Below are 17,172 nucleotides of genomic sequence, written 5' to 3' on the forward strand. Positions count from 1 at the left end.
AACAACCGCTCATCCAAAGGCCGTTGAGTAGTCATTCCCGACCAAGGTTCTACCCGACGGTAAGCCCTAGGGTCGAACCATGCGCCGAGCAAAGATCGTCTGTACTCTCGGGCCGGCCACCGACTCGTACGACCAGATCAAGGCACTGGTCGACGCCGGAATGGATGTCGCCCGCTTCAACCTCAGCCACGGCGAGCACGCCGAGCACGAGGACCGCTACCAGCGTGTGCGCAAGGCCGCCGACGAGACCGGCCGCAGCGTCGGCCTCCTCGCCGACCTCCAGGGCCCGAAGATCCGACTCGGCCGCTTCCTGGAGGGCCCCGTACTCCTCGAACGCGGCGACTCCTTCACCATCACGGTCGAGCCGGACCGCGAGGGCGACCGCCACACCTGCGGAACCACCTACTCCGGCCTCGCCGACGACGTCACCACCGGTGAGCGCATCCTCGTCGACGACGGCAAGGTCACCCTCGAGGTCACCGGCGTCGACGGCCCCCGCGTCCACACCAGGGTCGTCGAGGGAGGCTTCGTCTCCGACCACAAGGGACTCAACCTCCCCGGCGTCGCCGTCTCCGTCCCCGCCCTCTCCGACAAGGACGAGGCCGACCTACGCTGGGCCGTCCGCACCGGCTTCGACGTCATAGCGCTGTCCTTCGTCCGCAGCGGACGCGACATCGAGGACGTCCACCGGATCATGGACGAGGAGGGTCGCCGCCTCCCCGTCATCGCCAAGGTCGAGAAGCCCCAGGCAGTCGACAACATCGACGACATCGTCGCCGCCTTCGACGGCATCATGGTCGCCCGCGGCGACCTCGGCGTCGAAATGCCCCTCGAACAAGTCCCGATCGTCCAGAAGCGCGCCGTCACACTGGCCAAACGCAACGCCAAACCGGTCATCGTCGCCACCCAGATGCTCGACTCGATGATCGAGAACTCCCGCCCCACCCGAGCCGAAGCCTCCGACGTCGCCAACGCGGTCATCGACGGCACCGACGCCGTCATGCTCTCCGGCGAGACCAGCGTCGGCAAACACCCCATCGAGACCGTCCGCACCATGGCCCGCATCGTCGAGGCCGCGGAAGAGGACATCCTCGCCAAGGGACTGCCGCCCCTCACCGACACCAACAAACCCCGCACCCAGGGCGGCGCCGTCGCCCGCGCCGCCGCCGAGATCGGCGACTTCCTCGACGCCAAGTACCTCGTCGCCTTCACCCAGTCCGGCGACACCGTCCGCCGCCTCTCCCGCTACCGCTCACCCATCCCCCTGCTGGCCTTCACCCCCGAACCGGCCACCCGCTCCCAGCTCAGCCTCACCTGGGGCGTGGAGACCTTCCTCGGCCCGCCCGTGAACTCCACGGACGCCATGGTCAGCCAGGTGGACGAACTGCTCCTGCGCTACGGCCGCTGCGTCAAGGGCGACATGGTCGTCATCACCGCCGGCTCCCCACCCGGAGTCCCCGGCGGCACCAACATGGTGCGCGTGCACCACATCGGCGAGGGCGAAAGCCTCCGCTAGCCCCAGCCGACCGACCAGCACGACCAGGGGCCCCTCACCACCGAGGGGCCCCTTCTCGCACTCCCATACGATCAATCGCGTGTGCGCACACGTCATCGTCGCCGAAGACGACGAAAAACAGGCCGAACTCATACGCCGCTACCTCGAACACGAGGGCCACACGGTCACCGTCGTCGGAGACGGCCTCACCGCCCTCGAACACGTCCGGCACCGCACCCCCGACCTCCTCGTCCTCGACGTCATGATGCCCAGGGCCGACGGCCTCGACGTCATCCGCGTCCTCCGCGCCGAACACCGCGACCTCCCCGTCCTCATGCTCACCGCCCGCAGCACCGAGGACGACCTGCTGCTCGGCCTCGACCTCGGCGCCGACGACTACATGACCAAGCCGTACAGCCCCCGCGAACTCATGGCCCGCGTACGGACCCTGCTGCGCCGCACCCGGCACCACACACACCCCGCCCCCGACCCGGACACCACCCTCTCGGTCGGCACCCTCCTCATCGACACCGCCCGCCACGAAGTGACCGCCGACGGCAGGAACATCGACTGCACCCCCGGCGAGTTCCGCCTCCTCACCGCCCTCGCCACCGAACCCGGACGCGTCTTCACCAGACAACGCCTCCTCGAAGAACTCCACGGCTTCGACCGCTACATCGGCAACCGCACCGTCGACATGCACATCTCCAACCTGCGCAAGAAGATCGAACCCGATCCACGCAAACCCGTCCGGCTGCTCACCGTGTTCGGCGTCGGCTACAAGATGGCGGACCCGGGAAAGGGCACGCGCCGTGCGAAGCCGTGACCGCACCCGCGGACAGCGCACCCGCGGACGACGCACCCGGCTGCCCCTCCGCAAGAGCCTCCTCGGCCGCCTCCTCTTCATGTCCGCGGCGGTCGCCGCCTGCTCGGTCACCGCCACCGCATGGCTCGCCTCCCAGACCACCTCCGGCGCCATCAAGCAACAACAAGGACGCGACCTCACCGCCGACGCCCGCATCTACAACACCCTGCTCGGCTACGCCGCCACCCACCCCCGCTGGGACGACGTCCAGCAGACCGTACGGAACCTGGCACAACAGTCCGAACGCCGCATCGTCCTCACCACCCAGAACCGACAGCCCCTCGCCGACTCCGGGGACCACAGCACCCCACCGACCCTCCCCCCACAGGCATCGGCGGTCGTGGACCCCCTGTCGGTCGACACCGCCCTCACCGAAGCCTCGTCCGGCACGGCCAACCGCATCGACCCCCGCGCCGTCGGCCCCTTCCTGCTCCCCACCACCGAACAGAAAGCACTGCGCAAGGCCGCCGACGAGAACGTCGCCTGCCTCAACCGCATCGGCATCGCCGCCGACGTCGTCCGGACACCCAGCGGACGCCCCCGTGTCCAGCTCGTGGGCACCCAGACCACCACCTCCCAGGACACCCGCTGCCACACAGGCGCACTGGACCGGCCCACGACCACCGAACAACAAGCCCTCGACGACCTGAACCACCTGGTCGACGCCTGCCTCGACCGTCAGGACCGCCCCGGCATCCGGCTCAACCTGGACTTCTCCTGGCCCCGGGCCGGCACGGACGGCTACGACACCTCGCCGACCGAGGCCCCCACCGCAGCCGAACGCATCCCGACCACCGTCCCCGTCCCCGTCCCCGCCCCCTCCCTGCCTCCCGAAGCCGCCGTGCCCGACAGCGAAGCCGACCGCGCCGCCGCCTCCTGCGTCGACAGCGCCCGCCGCGAACAACTCGGCTCCTACGTCGCCTCACCCGCCCTGCTCTTCATCACCGACCCCGGCGGCACCACCGCCACCCCCGCCTACGACCTCACCCCGGCCAACACCGCACGCATCGCCGGAGTCGCCGCCATCGTCCTCGCCCTCACCGTCGGCGCCTCACTCCTCGCCGGAGCCCGCCTCGTGCGCCCCCTCCACGCCCTCACCGGCGCCGCCCAGCGCATGCGCGACGGCGAAGAACCCGAGACCGTACCCGTCGCCGAGGACAACGAGATCGGCCGCCTCGCCGCCGCCTTCAACGACATGACCGCCCACCGCGCCCGCCTCGAAGAACAACGCAAGGCCATGGTCAGCGACGTCGCCCACGAGCTGCGTACGCCTTTGAGCAACATCCGCGGCTGGCTCGAAGCGGCCCAGGACGGCCTGGCCACCCCCGACCCCGCCTTCGTCTCCTCGCTCCACGACGAAGCGGTCCAGCTCCAGCACATCATCGACGACCTCCAGGACCTCGCCGCCGCCGATGCGGGCGCGCTACGGCTCCACCGCGAGCCGGTCGTGGTCGACGACCTCCTCACCCAGGTCGCCGCGGCCCACCAGGCGGGGGCGGACACGGCAGGGGTCGCATTGGAGGTGATCGCGCGTGCACCGGCCGCACCGGCCACCCTGACGGCCGACCCGGTACGACTCCGCCAGGCCATCGGCAACCTCGTCTCCAACGCCGTCCGCCACACCCCGACGGGAGGCAGGGTCACCCTCCACGCCCACACCACCCCGGACGGACAGCACACCGTCATCGACGTCACCGACACCGGCACCGGCATCGCGGCCACCGACCTCCCGTACGTCTTCGACCGCTTCTGGCGCGCCGAGAAGTCCCGCAACCGCCGCACCGGAGGCAGCGGACTCGGCCTCGCCATCGTCAGGAAGCTGGCCGAGGCACACGGCGGAACGGTGAGCGCCACCAGCACCGAGGGGAAGGGCTCTGTCTTCACCCTCCGCCTGCCGACCGCCGAACCGCCCGCCGACGCGGACGACGCCGACGACGCCGACGAAGGAACACGGTGATCTGACGGCGGTCTGACAGATTCCTCACAACTCCCGGCCAGGGTGTGGGACATGGCCCGCAGCACGCACGACGCATCATCGAGGAACGGGCCGGAACTGGAGTCGTCCCCCATGTCCCTGTCCCACCGACTGTCCCTCCGCGCCGCTGTGGTCGCCCTCGGCGTGACCGGCGCGGTGCTCGCCCCCGCCACCGCCGCCCTCGCCACCGACGAGCCGACGCGCGCGGCGACCGAGGCGCCGTCCGAGGCCGCCGAGGCCGAGCGGGCGCCCACCGCGGCCCCCGAGCAGGCCACCGAGGCCAAGCCCGAGCCCACCGTGGCCCCCGAGGAGAACGCCGAGGACGGCGCCGACCGCACCCCGGCCAAGCCCGAACCCACCCGGGCACCGGAAGAGGGCGAGATCCCGCGCGGCGGCGTCGCCGCCGGCGAGCGCCCGGCCTCGGAGCCGAACGGCAACACCGCCCTCTACGGCACGGCCGCCGGCACCGTCCTGCTCGCGGGCGCGGGCACGTACGTACTGCGCCGCCGCGCGGGCGCGCAGCGCAACGGCTGACCTGTCTCAGCGGCGCCCGGCCCACCACGACGGGCCGGGCGCCCCGCCCTGTCTGGAGTTCTCGTGTTCCGCACCACCCGCACCACGTCGGTGGCCCTCGTCTGCGCCGCCCTCGTAGCGCTGGCAGGCTGCTCGTCCAGCCCTACGGCGGACAGCACCGCTGCCCCGCAGCACACCCCGAACCGGCAACGGACCGAGCCCGCCGGCCCGACGGCCCCCACCCACGTGACCATCCCCTCCCTCGGCATCTCCAGCCCGATCATGGAACTCGGTCTCAACGAGGACCGCACCGTCGAGGTCCCGCCCGCCGACCAAGGGATGACGACCGGCTGGTACACCGGCAGCAGCGTCCCCGGCGAGCCCGGAGCGGCGGTCCTCATCGGCCACAACGAGACGCGCTTCGGCGAGGCCGTCTTCTGGGACCTGAAGAAGATCCGCAAGGGTGCGGACATCGCGGTCGAGGGCGGCGACGGTACGAAGGCCCACTTCACCGTCACGGCCACCGAGACGGTGCGGAAGGACGCCTTCCCCTCCCAGAAGGTCTACGGCCCGACCGGCGACCGGGCCCTGCGGCTGATCACGTGCGACGGCGCCTTCGACGCCGAGGGACACACGGTGGACAACCTGATCGTGTACGCCACGCTCAGTGCTTAGGGCCCACGTGGACGTCCATGAGGGCTACTGAGGCTTTGCGGGCGATGGAGATGTTGATCGGGCTGCTGTTCCGGGTGAGGGTCGTCCACTCGACGCCGACCCTGTCGAGGGCGTCGGTGAACAACATCCGGATGTCGTCCGACTTGTTGGTGAAGAAGTACCGCGGGTACTCGTAGCGCTTGCGCTCACCGCCGATGAGTCGCGTGGTCCAGTTGGTGATGCGGCAACCGTCGGAGTGGATCAGTCCGCGGATGAACTCCCAGGGATGGGCATCGACAATTCCTTGCTGCCAGGGCTCGAGGGCGATGCGGCGCTTGTGCTTCTTGCCAGGTCCGTGTTGCGGGAACAAGCAGGGCCAGTGCTTGCTGTAACAGGTGACGTACTGACAACCCTGGCGCTGTACGCGGAACACCTTGTTGTCCGGGCGCAGTAGCTGCACGGCGTCTTCGCAGGCCGCGATCAGGCCCGGCCAGGCGTCGGCGCAGGCGATGCGGAGGAAGTACACGCCTCGCTTGAGGGTGCTGATGCACCCGTCGCCGAGGTACAGGCCCAGAACGTAGGCGTAGGTGGACGGCTCGGCGGGGGACCGGGGCAGGTCGTCGCATCGCTCGCAGGGATTCGCCCGGCCTGGTTGCGAGGGTTCGACGCGTATCTGCCACGAACGGATCGCCGCCCGGGAGATGCCCGTTTCCTTGCTGACGGAGTTGAGACTGCGGCCTTGAGCCACCAGCGCCAATGCTCGCTTGCGCGTGCGCACGTCGTACATGTGGACACTCTGGGGTCAGCGATCGCCGACACGCGCGGGAGATCCGCGAAGTTCGCGAGAACGTGGCCGTCCGCTTTTCCCGTCGTAACCATGGAATCGAAGGAAAAGTGCCCCGGGTGGGATTCGAACCCACGCTGGCGGTGGTTTGAGCACCGGGCCTCTACCACTGGGCTACCGGGGCATCCTTCAAAACGAAGGTTGACGGTCACCCGCCGTGTCACCACCTTACCCCAGCTAGGTAGGCTCTTGGGAGCAGCACCCTGCCCTGAACAAGGAGCCCACGTGACCACCCCCGAGACGCCCCAGCCCGTCGACGCGCCCGACGACGACAAGTCGCACGTGCCTCCCCTCACCACCCGCGTCGTCATCGCCGAGGACGAGGCGCTGATCCGTCTCGACCTCAAGGAGATGCTCGAGGAGGAGGGCTACACGGTCGTGGGTGAGGCCGGCGACGGTGAGCAGGCCGTCGAGCTCGCCCGGGAGCACAAGCCGGACCTGGTCATCCTCGATGTGAAGATGCCGAAGCTGGACGGCATCTCGGCGGCGGAGAAGATCGCCGAGGAGCGTATCGCCCCGGTGCTGATGCTGACCGCCTTCTCGCAGCGCGACCTGGTGGAGCGGGCCCGGGACGCGGGGGCGATGGCGTACCTCGTGAAGCCGTTCAGCAAGAGCGACGTGGTGCCGGCGATCGAGATGGCGGTGTCGCGGTTCACGGAGCTGAAGGAGCTGGAGAAGGAGGTCGCGGACCTCTCGCAGCGCCTGGAGACGCGGAAGCTGGTGGACCGGGCGAAGTCGGTGCTGCAGACGGAGTACGGGCTGACGGAGCCGGCGGCGTTCCGGTGGATCCAGAAGACGTCGATGGACCGGCGGATGTCGATGCAGCAGGTCGCGGAGGCGGTCATCGAGGACGCCAAGGAGAAGAAGGCGGCCAAGTCGGACAAGGGCTGAGCGCCTTCCGGTACGCACCGAGGCCCGCACCCCTTCCCGGGGTGCGGGCCTCGTCGTACGCGCGGCGCGGCGCGGGCTCAGTCCTCGCCGAGGTACGCCTTCCGTACCGACTCGTCGTGCAGCAGGTCCTGCCCCGTGCCCGTGAGTACGATCTTGCCGATCTCCATGACGTGCCCGTGGTCGGCGAGCGACAGGGCGGCCTGGGCGTTCTGCTCGACGAGCAGGATGGTGGTGCCCTGGGACTTCAGCTCGGCGATGGTGGCCATGATCTTCTGCATCATGATCGGCGAGAGGCCCATGGAGGGTTCGTCGAGCATGAGCAGCTTCGGCTGGGACATCAGCGCGCGGCCCATGGCGAGCATCTGCTGCTCACCACCCGACAACGTACCGGCGGCCTGCTTCCTGCGCTCTCCGAGGATCGGGAACAGGTCGTAGGCGCGCTGGATGTCCTTCTCGATGCCGGTCCTGTCGCTGCGCAGGAAGGCGCCGAGGCGGAGGTTGTCCTCGATGGTCATGCGGGGGAAGATGTGCCGGCCCTCGGGGGAGTGGGCGAGCCCCAGGGAGACGATCTTGTGGGCGGGGGTCTTCTTCAGTGACCTGCCGTCGAACCTGATCTGGCCGCCGACGGGCTTCAGCAGGCCCGAGAGGGTGCGCAGTGTGGTGGTCTTGCCGGCGCCGTTGGTGCCGATGAGGGTGACGACCTCGCCGGCGTCGACCTTGAAGGAGATGCCCTTGACGGCTTCGATCTTGCCGTAGGCGACCCGGAGGTCCTCGACTTCGAGCAGTGCGGTCATCGGTCGTTCTCCTTGCCGGGCGTGGCCTGTGCTTCGGCGGCCTCGACCTCCGCGACCTCTTCGTCGCCGGGTGCGTCCTCGAAGGGTTCGCCGAGGTACGCGGCGACGACGCGTTCGTCGCCCTGGACGGTGGCGCTGTCGCCCTCGACCAGCTTCTCGCCCTGGACGAGGACGGCGACGCGGTCGCAGAGGTTGAAGATGAAGCGCATGTCGTGCTCGATGACGAGGACGGCGATGCCCTGGTCGCGGATGGCGAAGACGAGTTCTTCCGTCGCTCGCGTCTCCTGGGGGTTCATGCCCGCGGTGGGCTCGTCGAGGAGGAGCAGGCCGGGTTCGCTGGCCAGTGCTCGGGCGATCTCCAGTTTGCGCTGCTCGCCGTACGGCAGATTGCGGGCGAGATGCTCAGCCTTCTCCGCGAGGCCGACGAATTCCAGGAGTTCCATGGCGCGGGCGCGCGACGCGGCTTCGGCCTTGTGGAAGCCGGGGCCGCGCAGGAGCGCCGACCACAGGCCTTCTTTCGTCCTGGTGTGGCGGCCGACCAGTACGTTCTCCAGGACGGTCATGTTGGCGAAGAGGCGGATGTTCTGGAAGGTGCGGGCGATGCCGGCTGCCGTCACCTTGAAGGACTTCGGTGGCAGGACCTGGCCCTTGTAGCGGACCTCGCCCTCGGTGGGGATGTAGAGGCCGGTGAGGCAGTTGAAGAAGGTGGTCTTGCCGGCGCCGTTGGGGCCGATGAGGCCGACGATCTCGCCGCTGTTGACGTGCAGGTCGACGTTCCGTACGGCGGTGAGGCCGCCGAAGCGCATGGTGACGCCGCGTGCGTCGAGGACGGTGTCGCCGGGGGCGGTGGCGGGGGCGGTGCCCTGGGTGGTGGTGTCGGTGGTCATGGTGGTCAGGCCCCTGCCTTGCTGAGGACTGTGGGTGCTTCCGCCTTTTCCTCGTGGAATTCGAGTTGGCGGCGCCGGTTCGGGATGAGGCCTTCGGGGCGGAAGCGCATGAGGAGGACGAGGGCCACGCCGAAGGCGAAGAGCTGGAACTCGCCGAGGAACTGGAGTTTCTCGGGGATGAGGTAGAGCAGGGCGGCGCCGACGAGGGGTCCGCTGATGGTCCCCATGCCGCCGAGGACGACCGCGGCGAGCAGGAAGGCCGAGTTGGGTGGGACGGCGTGGGCGAACTGGTACTGCTCGGGGGTCACGGTGTAGGTGACGTGTGCCTGGACGGTGCCGGCGAGGCCGGCGAGGGTGGCGCCGAGGGCGAAGGCGATGAGTTTGACGCGGAAGCCGTTGATGCCCATGGCGAGGGCGGCTGTCTCGTCCTCTCGGATGGCGATCCAGGCGCGGCCGATGCGGGAGTCGCTGCTGCGCCGGAAGACGATCACCACGACGAGCGTGATGAGGAGCATCAGCAGGAAGTAGTTGGCGAATCGGCCGATGGTGAAGCCGGCGATGCTGTGTTCCTCGCCGAAGTCGAAGCCGAGGATGCTGAGGTTGGGGATGGAGGGGATGCCCTGGGAGCCGTTGGTGAGGTCGGGTCCGGAGGTTCCGTCCATGTTGAGGACGGCGATGCGGAAGATCTCGCCGAAGCCGAGGGTGACGATGGCGAGGTAGTCGCCGCGCAGGCGGAGGGTGGGGGCGCCGATGATGACGCCGAAGACCATGGCGACGGCGGCGCCGACGAGGGCGGAGGCCCAGAACGGCAGGTGGATGTCGAAGGGGGAGAGGGGGGAGCCGGAGACCATGGCGGCGGCGTAGGCGCCGACGCCGAGGAAGGCGACGTAGCCGAGGTCGAGGAGTCCGGCGAGGCCGACGACGATGTTGAGGCCGAGGGCGACGGTGGCGAAGATCAGGATGTAGACGCCGATGCTGGCGTACTGGTCGTCGGACTGGGTGAAGGGGAAGGCGGCGGCCGCGACGAAGGCTCCGACGAGGGTGACGTTGCGGTGTTCGGCGGTGATCGCGGTGAGTCGCTGGACGAGTCCGGCCTTGGCGAGTGCGCCGAAGCCGAAGCCGGTGGTGATGAGGAAGCCGATGAAGAGTTCGTCGTACTCGGTGCCGATGCCGTAGGTGAAGACGATGAGGCCGATGGCGAGGGCGGCGACGATGACCAGGATTTCGGCGTAGGCGGGGAGCTTGCGTGCCGGGGTGGGGGTACCTGTGGCGAAGCCGGCCTTGAAGACGCCGAGGGCGGTGCGGGTGTCGTGGCGGAACTTCTCCCAGCCGGTGTCGTCGGGGTCGGCGGGGTCGGGTGCGGGCCGCTGGTAGGGCAGGGAGAGGGCGCCGAGTGCGGCGGCGAGTCCGGCGGCGGCGACGACGTAGCCGCCGGGTTCGAGGTTGACGAGGCCGCCGAGGGTGACGCTGATCGCGATGATCGTGTACCAGGCGGTGGCGAAGGTGCCGAGGGCGGCGAGTTTGAGGGCGCTGTCGGCGCCTGCGGGGGTGAGCCAGCGCAGGCCCTTGACGCCGTAGGAGGCGAGGCCGAAGAGGGTGGTGAGGGCGCCGCCGACGAGGACGAGGACCTGGAGGCCGCCGGGGTAGCCGTAGACGGTGAGGTCGCCGGGGAATTCGGCGGTCCAGGTCCAGGCGAGGAAGGTGGAGACGACGGCGAGGGCGCCGCCGGCGGTGGCGAGGGCGCGGCCGATGTGCGGGGGGATGCCGATGAGGCTGTAGGGCTGGTCCGTGGTGTTGGCGCGCGGGGCTTCGGGTGCGGTGGTGTGTGTGGTGGTCATCGGTGTCACGCCCTGTCCGCGACGCGCTCGCCGAGCAGGCCCTGGGGCCTGAAGAGGAGCACGAGGATGAGGAGTACGAAGGCCCAGACGTTGGCCCAGGACTGGCTGCCGAACTGGTCCATGCCGGGGATGTCGCTGATGTAGGCGGTGGACAGGGCTTCGGCGACGCCGAGGACGAGGCCGCCGAGCATGGCGCCGTAGATGTTGCCGATGCCGCCGAGGACGGCGGCGGTGAAGGCCTTGAGGCCGAGGATGAAGCCCATGCGGAACTGGACCTCGCCGTACTTGAGGCCGTAGGCGACGGCTCCGACGGCGGCGAAGGCGGCGCCGAGGGCGAAGGCGACCACGATGATGCGGTCGGTGTTGATGCCCATGAGTTTGGCGGTGTCGGGGTCCTGGGCGGTGGCCTGCATGCCGCGGCCGGTGCGGGTCTTCATGACGAAGTAGGCCAGGATCGCCATGCTGACGGGGGCGGCGACGATGAGGAAGAGGTCGCCGGTCTGGATGGTGACGCTGCCGATCTCGAAGGGGCCGCCGTCGATGTGGGGGAAGGTGACGGCGGAGCGGGCGTCGGGGTACCAGGCCCAGACGGCCTGCTGGAGGGCGAGGGAGAGGCCGATGGCGGTGATGAGGGGGGCGAGGCGTGGTGCTCCGCGCAGGGGGCGGTAGGCGAACCGTTCCGCTCCGATGGCGACGAGGACGGCGGCGATGATGCCGCCGAGGATCATCAGGGGGAGCGCTATCACCATGGACGTGCCGTCGGGGAGCACGTAGAGGTAGATGGTGAGGGCGCCGAAGCCGCCCACCATGAAGATCTCACCGTGGGCGAAGTTGATGAGCTGGACGATGCCATAGACCATCGTGTAGCCGATGGCGACCAGCCCGTACATGGATCCCAGTAGCAGGCCGTTGACCAGCTGCTGCGGCAGTTCGTTCACCGCATGTCCTCCGAGATTTCGGATAGTCGAGGGATGTGACCGGAAGGGGGGCGTGTGGGCGGTGGAGCGGTGCTCACGCGAGCGCGCGGGGCGCTGATGGTGCGGCGCCCCGCGCGGCTCGGTGTGCGTGGTGCGGTGTGGGTCAGCCGGTGTAGGTACCGGACTCGACCGGGGCCCACTCGCCGTTCTTGACGGAGTAGACGGTGAGCTGCTTGTTGGTGGTGTCGCCGAACTCGTCGAAGGAGACCTTGCCGGTCACGCCGTCGAAGGAGACGTTCTGCATGGCCGCGGTGACCTGTTCGCGGGCGTCGTCGGGGAGCTTGCCGTCGTTGTCCTCGACGACCTTCTTGACGGCTTCGATGATGGCCCAGGCGGAGTCGTAGGAGTAGCCGCCGTAGGCGCTGTACTCCTCCTTGTAGCCCGCCGCCTTGTAGTCGGCGACGAAGTCCTTGGCGGAGGGGAGGTCCTCGACGGGGGCGCCGACGGAGGTGGCGAGGTCGCCGGTGCCGTCGTTGCCGGCGAGTTCGATGAAGGTCGGGTCGTAGATGCCGTCGCCGCCGATGAGCGGGATCTTGGCGCCGGAGGCCTTGATCTGCTTGCTGAGCGGGCCGGCCTGCGGGTACTCGCCGCCGTAGTAGACGACGTCGGCGCCGGAGTTCTTGACCTTGGTGGCGACGGCGGAGAAGTCCTTGGTGTCGGGGTCGATGTGCTCGGTGCCGACGACGTCGCCGCCGAGCTTCTTGAACTCGTCGGTGAAGGTGGCGGCGAGACCGGCGCCGTAGGTCTTCTTGTCGTCGATGACGAAAACCTTGGTCTTCTTCGCCTTGTTGTAGATGTACTGGGCGGCGAACGGGCCCTGGATGGCGTCCGTGGTGGCCGTGCGGAAGTAGGACTTGTAGGTGCGGACCTTCTCGGTCTGCCACTTGGGGCCCTGGGTGAGACCGGGGCCGGTGTTTGCGGGGGAGACCTGGACGAGCTTCGCGTCGTCGAAGACCTTCTGCATGGACTCGCCGACGGAGGAGTTCAGGGGGCCGACGACGCCGAGGACGTCGTCGTCGGCGACGAACTTGGTGGCGTTCTGCTGGCCGGCGGAGGGCTGTCCCTGGTCGTCGAGGGCCTCGATCTCGAAGGAGATGCCTTCGACGTACTTCTCCTCGTTGGCGGTCTTGGCGGCGAGGTCCGCGGAGTTCTTGATGCCGAGGCCCATGGCGGACAGGTCGCCGGTCAGCGGGGCGTCGACGCCGATGACGACGGTGGTGCCACCGCTGGTGTCCGAGCCGCCGCCGTTCTCGTCGCGTGAGCCGCAGGCGGTGAGGGTGAGCGCTCCCGCCGCCAGCGCGGCGGTGATGGCGATGAGTGAACGTTGACGCACGATCAGTCCTTTCCCTGGCACGGCCCGTCCTGGCGGAAGGGTCCGAGTCATGCGCTGGGCCGAAAATGATTCGAATCCGACGGCGCGGTGACTGGCCGTGACTCTAAGCGTGTGCAGGGAACGTGGAGGAGAGTCTGACAGAGGCTGTGACTCTCTTGTTATGACACGACGTAATGCAGAGCGGTACTCGGTGGGGGGAACGATGGAATTCCGGTTGATTCGCCCGGTCCGAATAGTGAGAACCCGCAGGGTGTGCGGGGGTGAATTCAGCAGTGTCCTGGGGTTTCGCTGATGACTCTGTGTCGTTGGCGCAGAGGGCTCCGATGGACCTTGAGACGTCCCGTGCGTACCGCTCGCCGAGGATGAAGCTGTGGTTCTGTATTACGTGCGCATTACGCAGAGTTACGTCCAGGAAAGGGAGTCCGGCATTCCGTGGCACGTGAGTGCAATCCGTGACATGCATGGTGATCACTGTCCTGTGGCCGGAACCGGCCTCGGCCGAGAAAGGCGGTCGGGGTGCCGTGGTCAGGGAAATGGCGGAGTACGGCTGTGGAATATCCGTGACGGTGACGGGCGGGCCGGGGTGAGCGGTGATCTTCACTGCGAAACTGAATTCCCTGGTCGGAGTGGGCGGAGGAAGATATTCCGCTCCCAGGTATGTCACCCGGACGACCTGTGACGGGGCGATCGCGAGCGGCTCGGGCGCTTCCTCGCGCGTGGTGTGGAGGGAACCGTCGGCGGCGAGGGAGACGGCAGCCGCGGCGCCGGCGAGCACCGCGCGACGATGATGTGCATACAGTCCCGCGAGGCGCTCGCGGGACGGCCCCCGCCCGGGCGGTACCCCCCGGCCGGCGTCCCACGCGCGCGTGCCCTCACCCGGCTCGACGGGACCGGCCCCGCTCACTGCCCGGCCCTCTCGCCAGGGACGCCCGGCGGACCCACGACCCGCGCACACGCTTCTCCGCCGGCCGTGACGGGCGGTGACGACGGCGCACCGTGGCTCCGCCGACGGCCCGGGAACGCCGCTCCGGGCAGTGAGGCTCCTGCCGTTGCCGTGTCCCCACGCCAGGCGCCCCCGGCCGGATGCGGTGCGGCCGGGCGGCGCCCCGCAGGGCGCGGGGAACCGCCTGCCCAGCCACGGCGGGCCTGCGGACGGGGTGCCGGGGCACGGAGCGCTCAGTGCGTGCCGGATGCCGGAGGCAGCGGCCCGGGAGACAGCTGTGCCCCCGGACGGAAGTCCGGGGGCACAGGGCGGAGCGGGCGAGGAGGCGTCAGCCCTCCGCGCGGGCGTCCCGCAGCATGCAGGTGAGCCGGGCGGTGCACACCCGCCGGTCCTGCTCGTCGCTGATCACGATCTCGTACGTGGCCGTGGAGCGCCCCCGGTGCAGGGGGGTGGCCACGCCGGTGACCAGGCCGGACCGTGCGGCGCGGTGGTGGGTGCAGTTGAGGTCGACGCCGACGGCGAGCTTGGAGCTGCCGCCGTGCAGCATGGCGCCGACCGAGCCGAGGGTCTCGGCGAGCACGGCGGACGCGCCGCCGTGCAGGAGCCCGTACGGCTGGGTGTTGCCCTCCACCGGCATGGTGCCGACGACGCGGTCCGCGGACGCCTCCTTGATCTCCACGCCCATGCGGGTGCCGAGATGTCCGGCGGAGAACAGGGCCACCAGGTCGACGCCGAGCGCGGCGTACTCGTCGATGACCTCTTGCGGGAACTTCGCGGTGTGCTGCTCGCCCATAAGGCCCGGCTCCGTTCGTCGTCCAGCAGATCGGCTTCCAGTCGGCTGAGCAAACGCTCAGTCGGTCGCCGATTGTTCCAGACGTACCACGACGGACTTGCTGGCCGGGGTGTTGCTGATGTCGGCCGTCGAGTCCAGCGGCACCAGGACGTTGGTCTCCGGGTAGTACGAGGCCGCGCAGCCGCGGGCCGTCGGGTAGTGCACGACGCGGAAGCCGGGCGCCCGCCGTTCGACGCCGTCCTTCCACTCGCCGACCAGGTCGACGTAACTGCCGTCCGCGAGGTCCAGCTCCGCCGCGTCCTCGGGGTTGACGAGCACGACACGGCGCCCGTTCCTGATGCCCCGGTAGCGGTCGTCCAGGCCGTAGATGGTGGTGTTGTACTGGTCGTGGGAGCGCAGCGTCTGCAGCAGCAGGCGGCCCGCGGGGAGCTCCGGGTACTCCACCGGTGCGGCCGTGAAGTTGGCCTTGCCGGTGGCCGTGGGGAAGCGGCGCTCGTCGCGCGGGGCGTGGGGGAGCGCGAAGCCGCCGGGGCGGGCGACGCGCGCGTTGAAGTCCTCGAAGCCGGGCACCACGCGCGCGATGCGGTCGCGGATCGTCGCGTAGTCCTTCTCGAACTCCTCCCAGGGCGTGCGGCTGTCCTCGCCGAGGACGCGGCGGGCCAGCCGGGCCACGATGGCGGGTTCGGACAGCAGGTGCTCGCTCGCGGGCTTCAGGCGTCCGCGCGAGGCGTGCACCATGCCCATGGAGTCCTCGACGGTCACGACCTGTTCGCCGCTGACCTGGAGGTCGCGCTCGGTGCGGCCGAGGGTGGGCAGGATCAGCGCACGCGCGCCCGTGACCGCGTGGGAGCGGTTGAGCTTCGTCGACACGTGCACCGTCAGCCGGGCGCGGCGCATGGCCGCCTCGGTGGCGTCGGTGTCGGGGGAGGCGGAGACGAAGTTGCCGCCCATCGCGAAGAACACCTTCGCCTTGTCGTCGCGCATGGCCTCGATGGCCCGTACGACGTCGTAGCCGTGCCCGCGCGGCGGGGCGAAGCCGAACTCCTTCTCCAGGGCGTCGAGGAAGGCGGGCGCGGGCCGTTCGAAGATGCCCATGGTGCGGTCGCCCTGCACGTTGGAGTGGCCGCGGACGGGGCAGACGCCCGCGCCGGGGCGGCCGATGTTGCCGCGCAGCAGCAGGAAGTTGACGACCTCGCGGATGGTGGGCACGGAGTGCTTGTGCTGGGTGAGGCCCATGGCCCAGCAGACGATGGTGCGCTTCGAGGCGAGCACCATGCGCAGGGTCTCCTCGATCTGCTCCCGGGTGAGGCCGGTGGCGGCGAGGGTCTCGTCCCAGTCGGCGTCCCGCGCGGCGGCGGCGAACTCCTCGTAGCCGTGGGTGTGTTCGCGCACGAACTCCTCGTCGACGGCGCCCTCGGTCTCCAGGATCAGCTTGTTGAGCAGGCGGAAGAGGGCTTGGTCGCCGCCGATGCGGATCTGCAGGAACAGGTCGGTGAGCGCGGTGCCCCTCAGCATGCCGTGGGGGGTCTGCGGGTTCTTGAACCGTTCCAGGCCGGCCTCGGGCAGCGGGTTGACGCTGATGATCTTCGCGCCGCCCGCCTTGGCCTTCTCCAGGGCGGAGAGCATGCGCGGGTGGTTGGTGCCGGGGTTCTGTCCGGCCACCACGATCAGGTCGGCCTTGTACAGGTCCTCCAGCAGGACGCTGCCCTTGCCGATGCCGATCGTCTCGGTGAGGGCGGAGCCGGAGGACTCGTGGCACATGTTGGAGCAGTCCGGCAGGTTGTTGGTGCCGAACTCGCGGGCGAAGAGCTGGTACAGGAACGCCGCTTCGTTGCTGGTGCGGCCGGAGGTGTAGAAGAGGGCCTCGTCGGGGCTGGCGAGGGCGTTCAGCTCCTCGGCGATGATGTCGAAGGCGCGGTCCCAGGTCACCGGCTCGTAGTGGTCGGCGCCCTCCGGCAGGTACATGGGGTGGGTGAGCCGGCCCTGCTGGCCCAGCCAGTAGCCGCTGCGGGTCGCGAGGTCGGTGACGGAGTGCGCGGCGAAGAAGTCGGGGGTGACCCGGCGCAGGGTGGCCTCCTCGGCGACCGCCTTGGCGCCGTTCTCGCAGAACTCGGCGGTGTGCCGCTTGTCGCCCTCGGGCCAGGCGCAGCCGGGGCAGTCGAAGCCGTTCTTCTGGTTGACGCGCAGCAGGGTGAGCGCGGTGCGTTTCACGCCCATCTGCTGCTGGGCTATCCGCAGCGTGTGTCCGATGGCCGGCAGGCCCGCCGCGGCGTGCTTCGGACCGGCGACCTCCGGCGCGTCCTGGACCGGGTCTCCCATGGGCGGTTTGCTGGCCATCGTTGTTCCCCTTGCTCCGTTCGTTGCCCCGCA

14 protein-coding genes and 1 tRNA gene are annotated in these 17,172 nt (G+C 69.6%); 6 read left to right on the top strand and 9 right to left on the bottom strand.

Translation table 11 applies throughout. From position 1 onward, the window contains the following. Window positions 1-79: 79 nt before the first annotated feature. The 5 genes from pyk (at window position 80) to IEZ04_RS20645 (ending at window position 5,523) form a co-directional block, all read left to right on the top strand. Complete coding sequence (gene pyk / locus IEZ04_RS20625) at window positions 80-1,516, top strand: pyruvate kinase (RefSeq protein ID WP_189218398.1); 1,437 nt, start codon at window positions 80-82, stop codon at window positions 1,514-1,516. 79 nt (window positions 1,517-1,595) lie between these two features. Continuing rightward, entirely contained in the window at window positions 1,596-2,321 is a 726-nt protein-coding gene (locus IEZ04_RS20630) for a response regulator transcription factor (protein WP_189218399.1), read from the top strand. Further along, complete coding sequence (locus IEZ04_RS20635) at window positions 2,308-4,317, top strand: sensor histidine kinase (RefSeq protein ID WP_428838046.1); 2,010 nt, start codon at window positions 2,308-2,310, stop codon at window positions 4,315-4,317. Before IEZ04_RS20630 ends, IEZ04_RS20635 begins: the two co-directional genes overlap by 14 nt. Before the next feature lie 111 nt (window positions 4,318-4,428). Continuing rightward, complete coding sequence (locus IEZ04_RS20640; RefSeq protein ID WP_428838047.1) at window positions 4,429-4,869, top strand: hypothetical protein; 441 nt, start codon at window positions 4,429-4,431, stop codon at window positions 4,867-4,869. A gap of 63 nt (window positions 4,870-4,932) precedes the next feature. Next, window positions 4,933-5,523 (top strand): class F sortase, encoded by a 591-nt coding sequence (locus tag IEZ04_RS20645; RefSeq protein WP_189218400.1) that lies wholly within the window; start codon window positions 4,933-4,935, stop codon window positions 5,521-5,523. Here IEZ04_RS20645 and IEZ04_RS20650 read toward each other — a convergent pair. Continuing rightward, entirely contained in the window at window positions 5,513-6,289 is a 777-nt protein-coding gene (locus IEZ04_RS20650; RefSeq protein ID WP_189218401.1) for a helix-turn-helix domain-containing protein, read from the bottom strand. The two genes, IEZ04_RS20645 and IEZ04_RS20650, sit on opposite strands and share 11 nt — an antisense overlap. 108 nt (window positions 6,290-6,397) lie before the next feature. After that, a tRNA-Leu gene (locus IEZ04_RS20655) sits at window positions 6,398-6,470 on the bottom strand. Window positions 6,471-6,571: 101 nt separating this feature from the next. Between IEZ04_RS20655 and IEZ04_RS20660 the strand changes: the two genes are divergently transcribed. Beyond that, on the top strand, window positions 6,572-7,237 hold the full coding sequence (locus tag IEZ04_RS20660) for an ANTAR domain-containing response regulator (protein WP_189218402.1): 666 nt from the start codon (window positions 6,572-6,574) through the stop codon (window positions 7,235-7,237). 77 nt (window positions 7,238-7,314) lie between these two features. Here the strand turns inward: IEZ04_RS20660 and IEZ04_RS20665 are convergent, their stop codons facing one another. The 7 genes from IEZ04_RS20665 to IEZ04_RS20695 form a co-directional block, all read right to left on the bottom strand. Then, window positions 7,315-8,031 carry an ABC transporter ATP-binding protein gene (locus IEZ04_RS20665; protein WP_189218403.1) on the bottom strand — a complete coding sequence of 239 codons (717 nt, stop codon included), beginning with the start codon at window positions 8,029-8,031 and terminating at the stop codon, window positions 7,315-7,317. Then, window positions 8,028-8,918, bottom strand: coding sequence for an ABC transporter ATP-binding protein (locus tag IEZ04_RS20670; RefSeq protein WP_189218404.1), 891 nt, complete (start codon window positions 8,916-8,918; stop codon window positions 8,028-8,030). Before IEZ04_RS20670 ends, IEZ04_RS20665 begins: the two co-directional genes overlap by 4 nt. A gap of 5 nt (window positions 8,919-8,923) precedes the next feature. After that, complete coding sequence (locus IEZ04_RS20675) at window positions 8,924-10,756, bottom strand: branched-chain amino acid ABC transporter permease (RefSeq protein ID WP_189218405.1); 1,833 nt, start codon at window positions 10,754-10,756, stop codon at window positions 8,924-8,926. 5 nt (window positions 10,757-10,761) lie between these two features. Beyond that, complete coding sequence (locus tag IEZ04_RS20680; RefSeq protein ID WP_189218406.1) at window positions 10,762-11,694, bottom strand: branched-chain amino acid ABC transporter permease; 933 nt, start codon at window positions 11,692-11,694, stop codon at window positions 10,762-10,764. Between the two features lie 142 nt (window positions 11,695-11,836). Continuing rightward, window positions 11,837-13,066 (bottom strand): branched-chain amino acid ABC transporter substrate-binding protein, encoded by a 1,230-nt coding sequence (locus tag IEZ04_RS20685; RefSeq protein WP_189218407.1) that lies wholly within the window; start codon window positions 13,064-13,066, stop codon window positions 11,837-11,839. A gap of 1,271 nt (window positions 13,067-14,337) precedes the next feature. Then, window positions 14,338-14,802, bottom strand: coding sequence for a PaaI family thioesterase (locus IEZ04_RS20690; RefSeq protein ID WP_189218408.1), 465 nt, complete (start codon window positions 14,800-14,802; stop codon window positions 14,338-14,340). Window positions 14,803-14,859: 57 nt separating this feature from the next. Further along, the gene (locus tag IEZ04_RS20695) at window positions 14,860-17,139 is read right to left on the bottom strand and encodes an FdhF/YdeP family oxidoreductase (protein ID WP_189218409.1); all 2,280 of its coding nucleotides are present in this window, start codon (window positions 17,137-17,139) and stop codon (window positions 14,860-14,862) included. Between the last annotated feature and the right edge of the window lie 33 nt (window positions 17,140-17,172).

The sequence above is a fragment of the Streptomyces ruber genome (assembly GCF_014648075.1).
GTDB lineage: Bacteria > Actinomycetota > Actinomycetes > Streptomycetales > Streptomycetaceae > Streptomyces > Streptomyces ruber.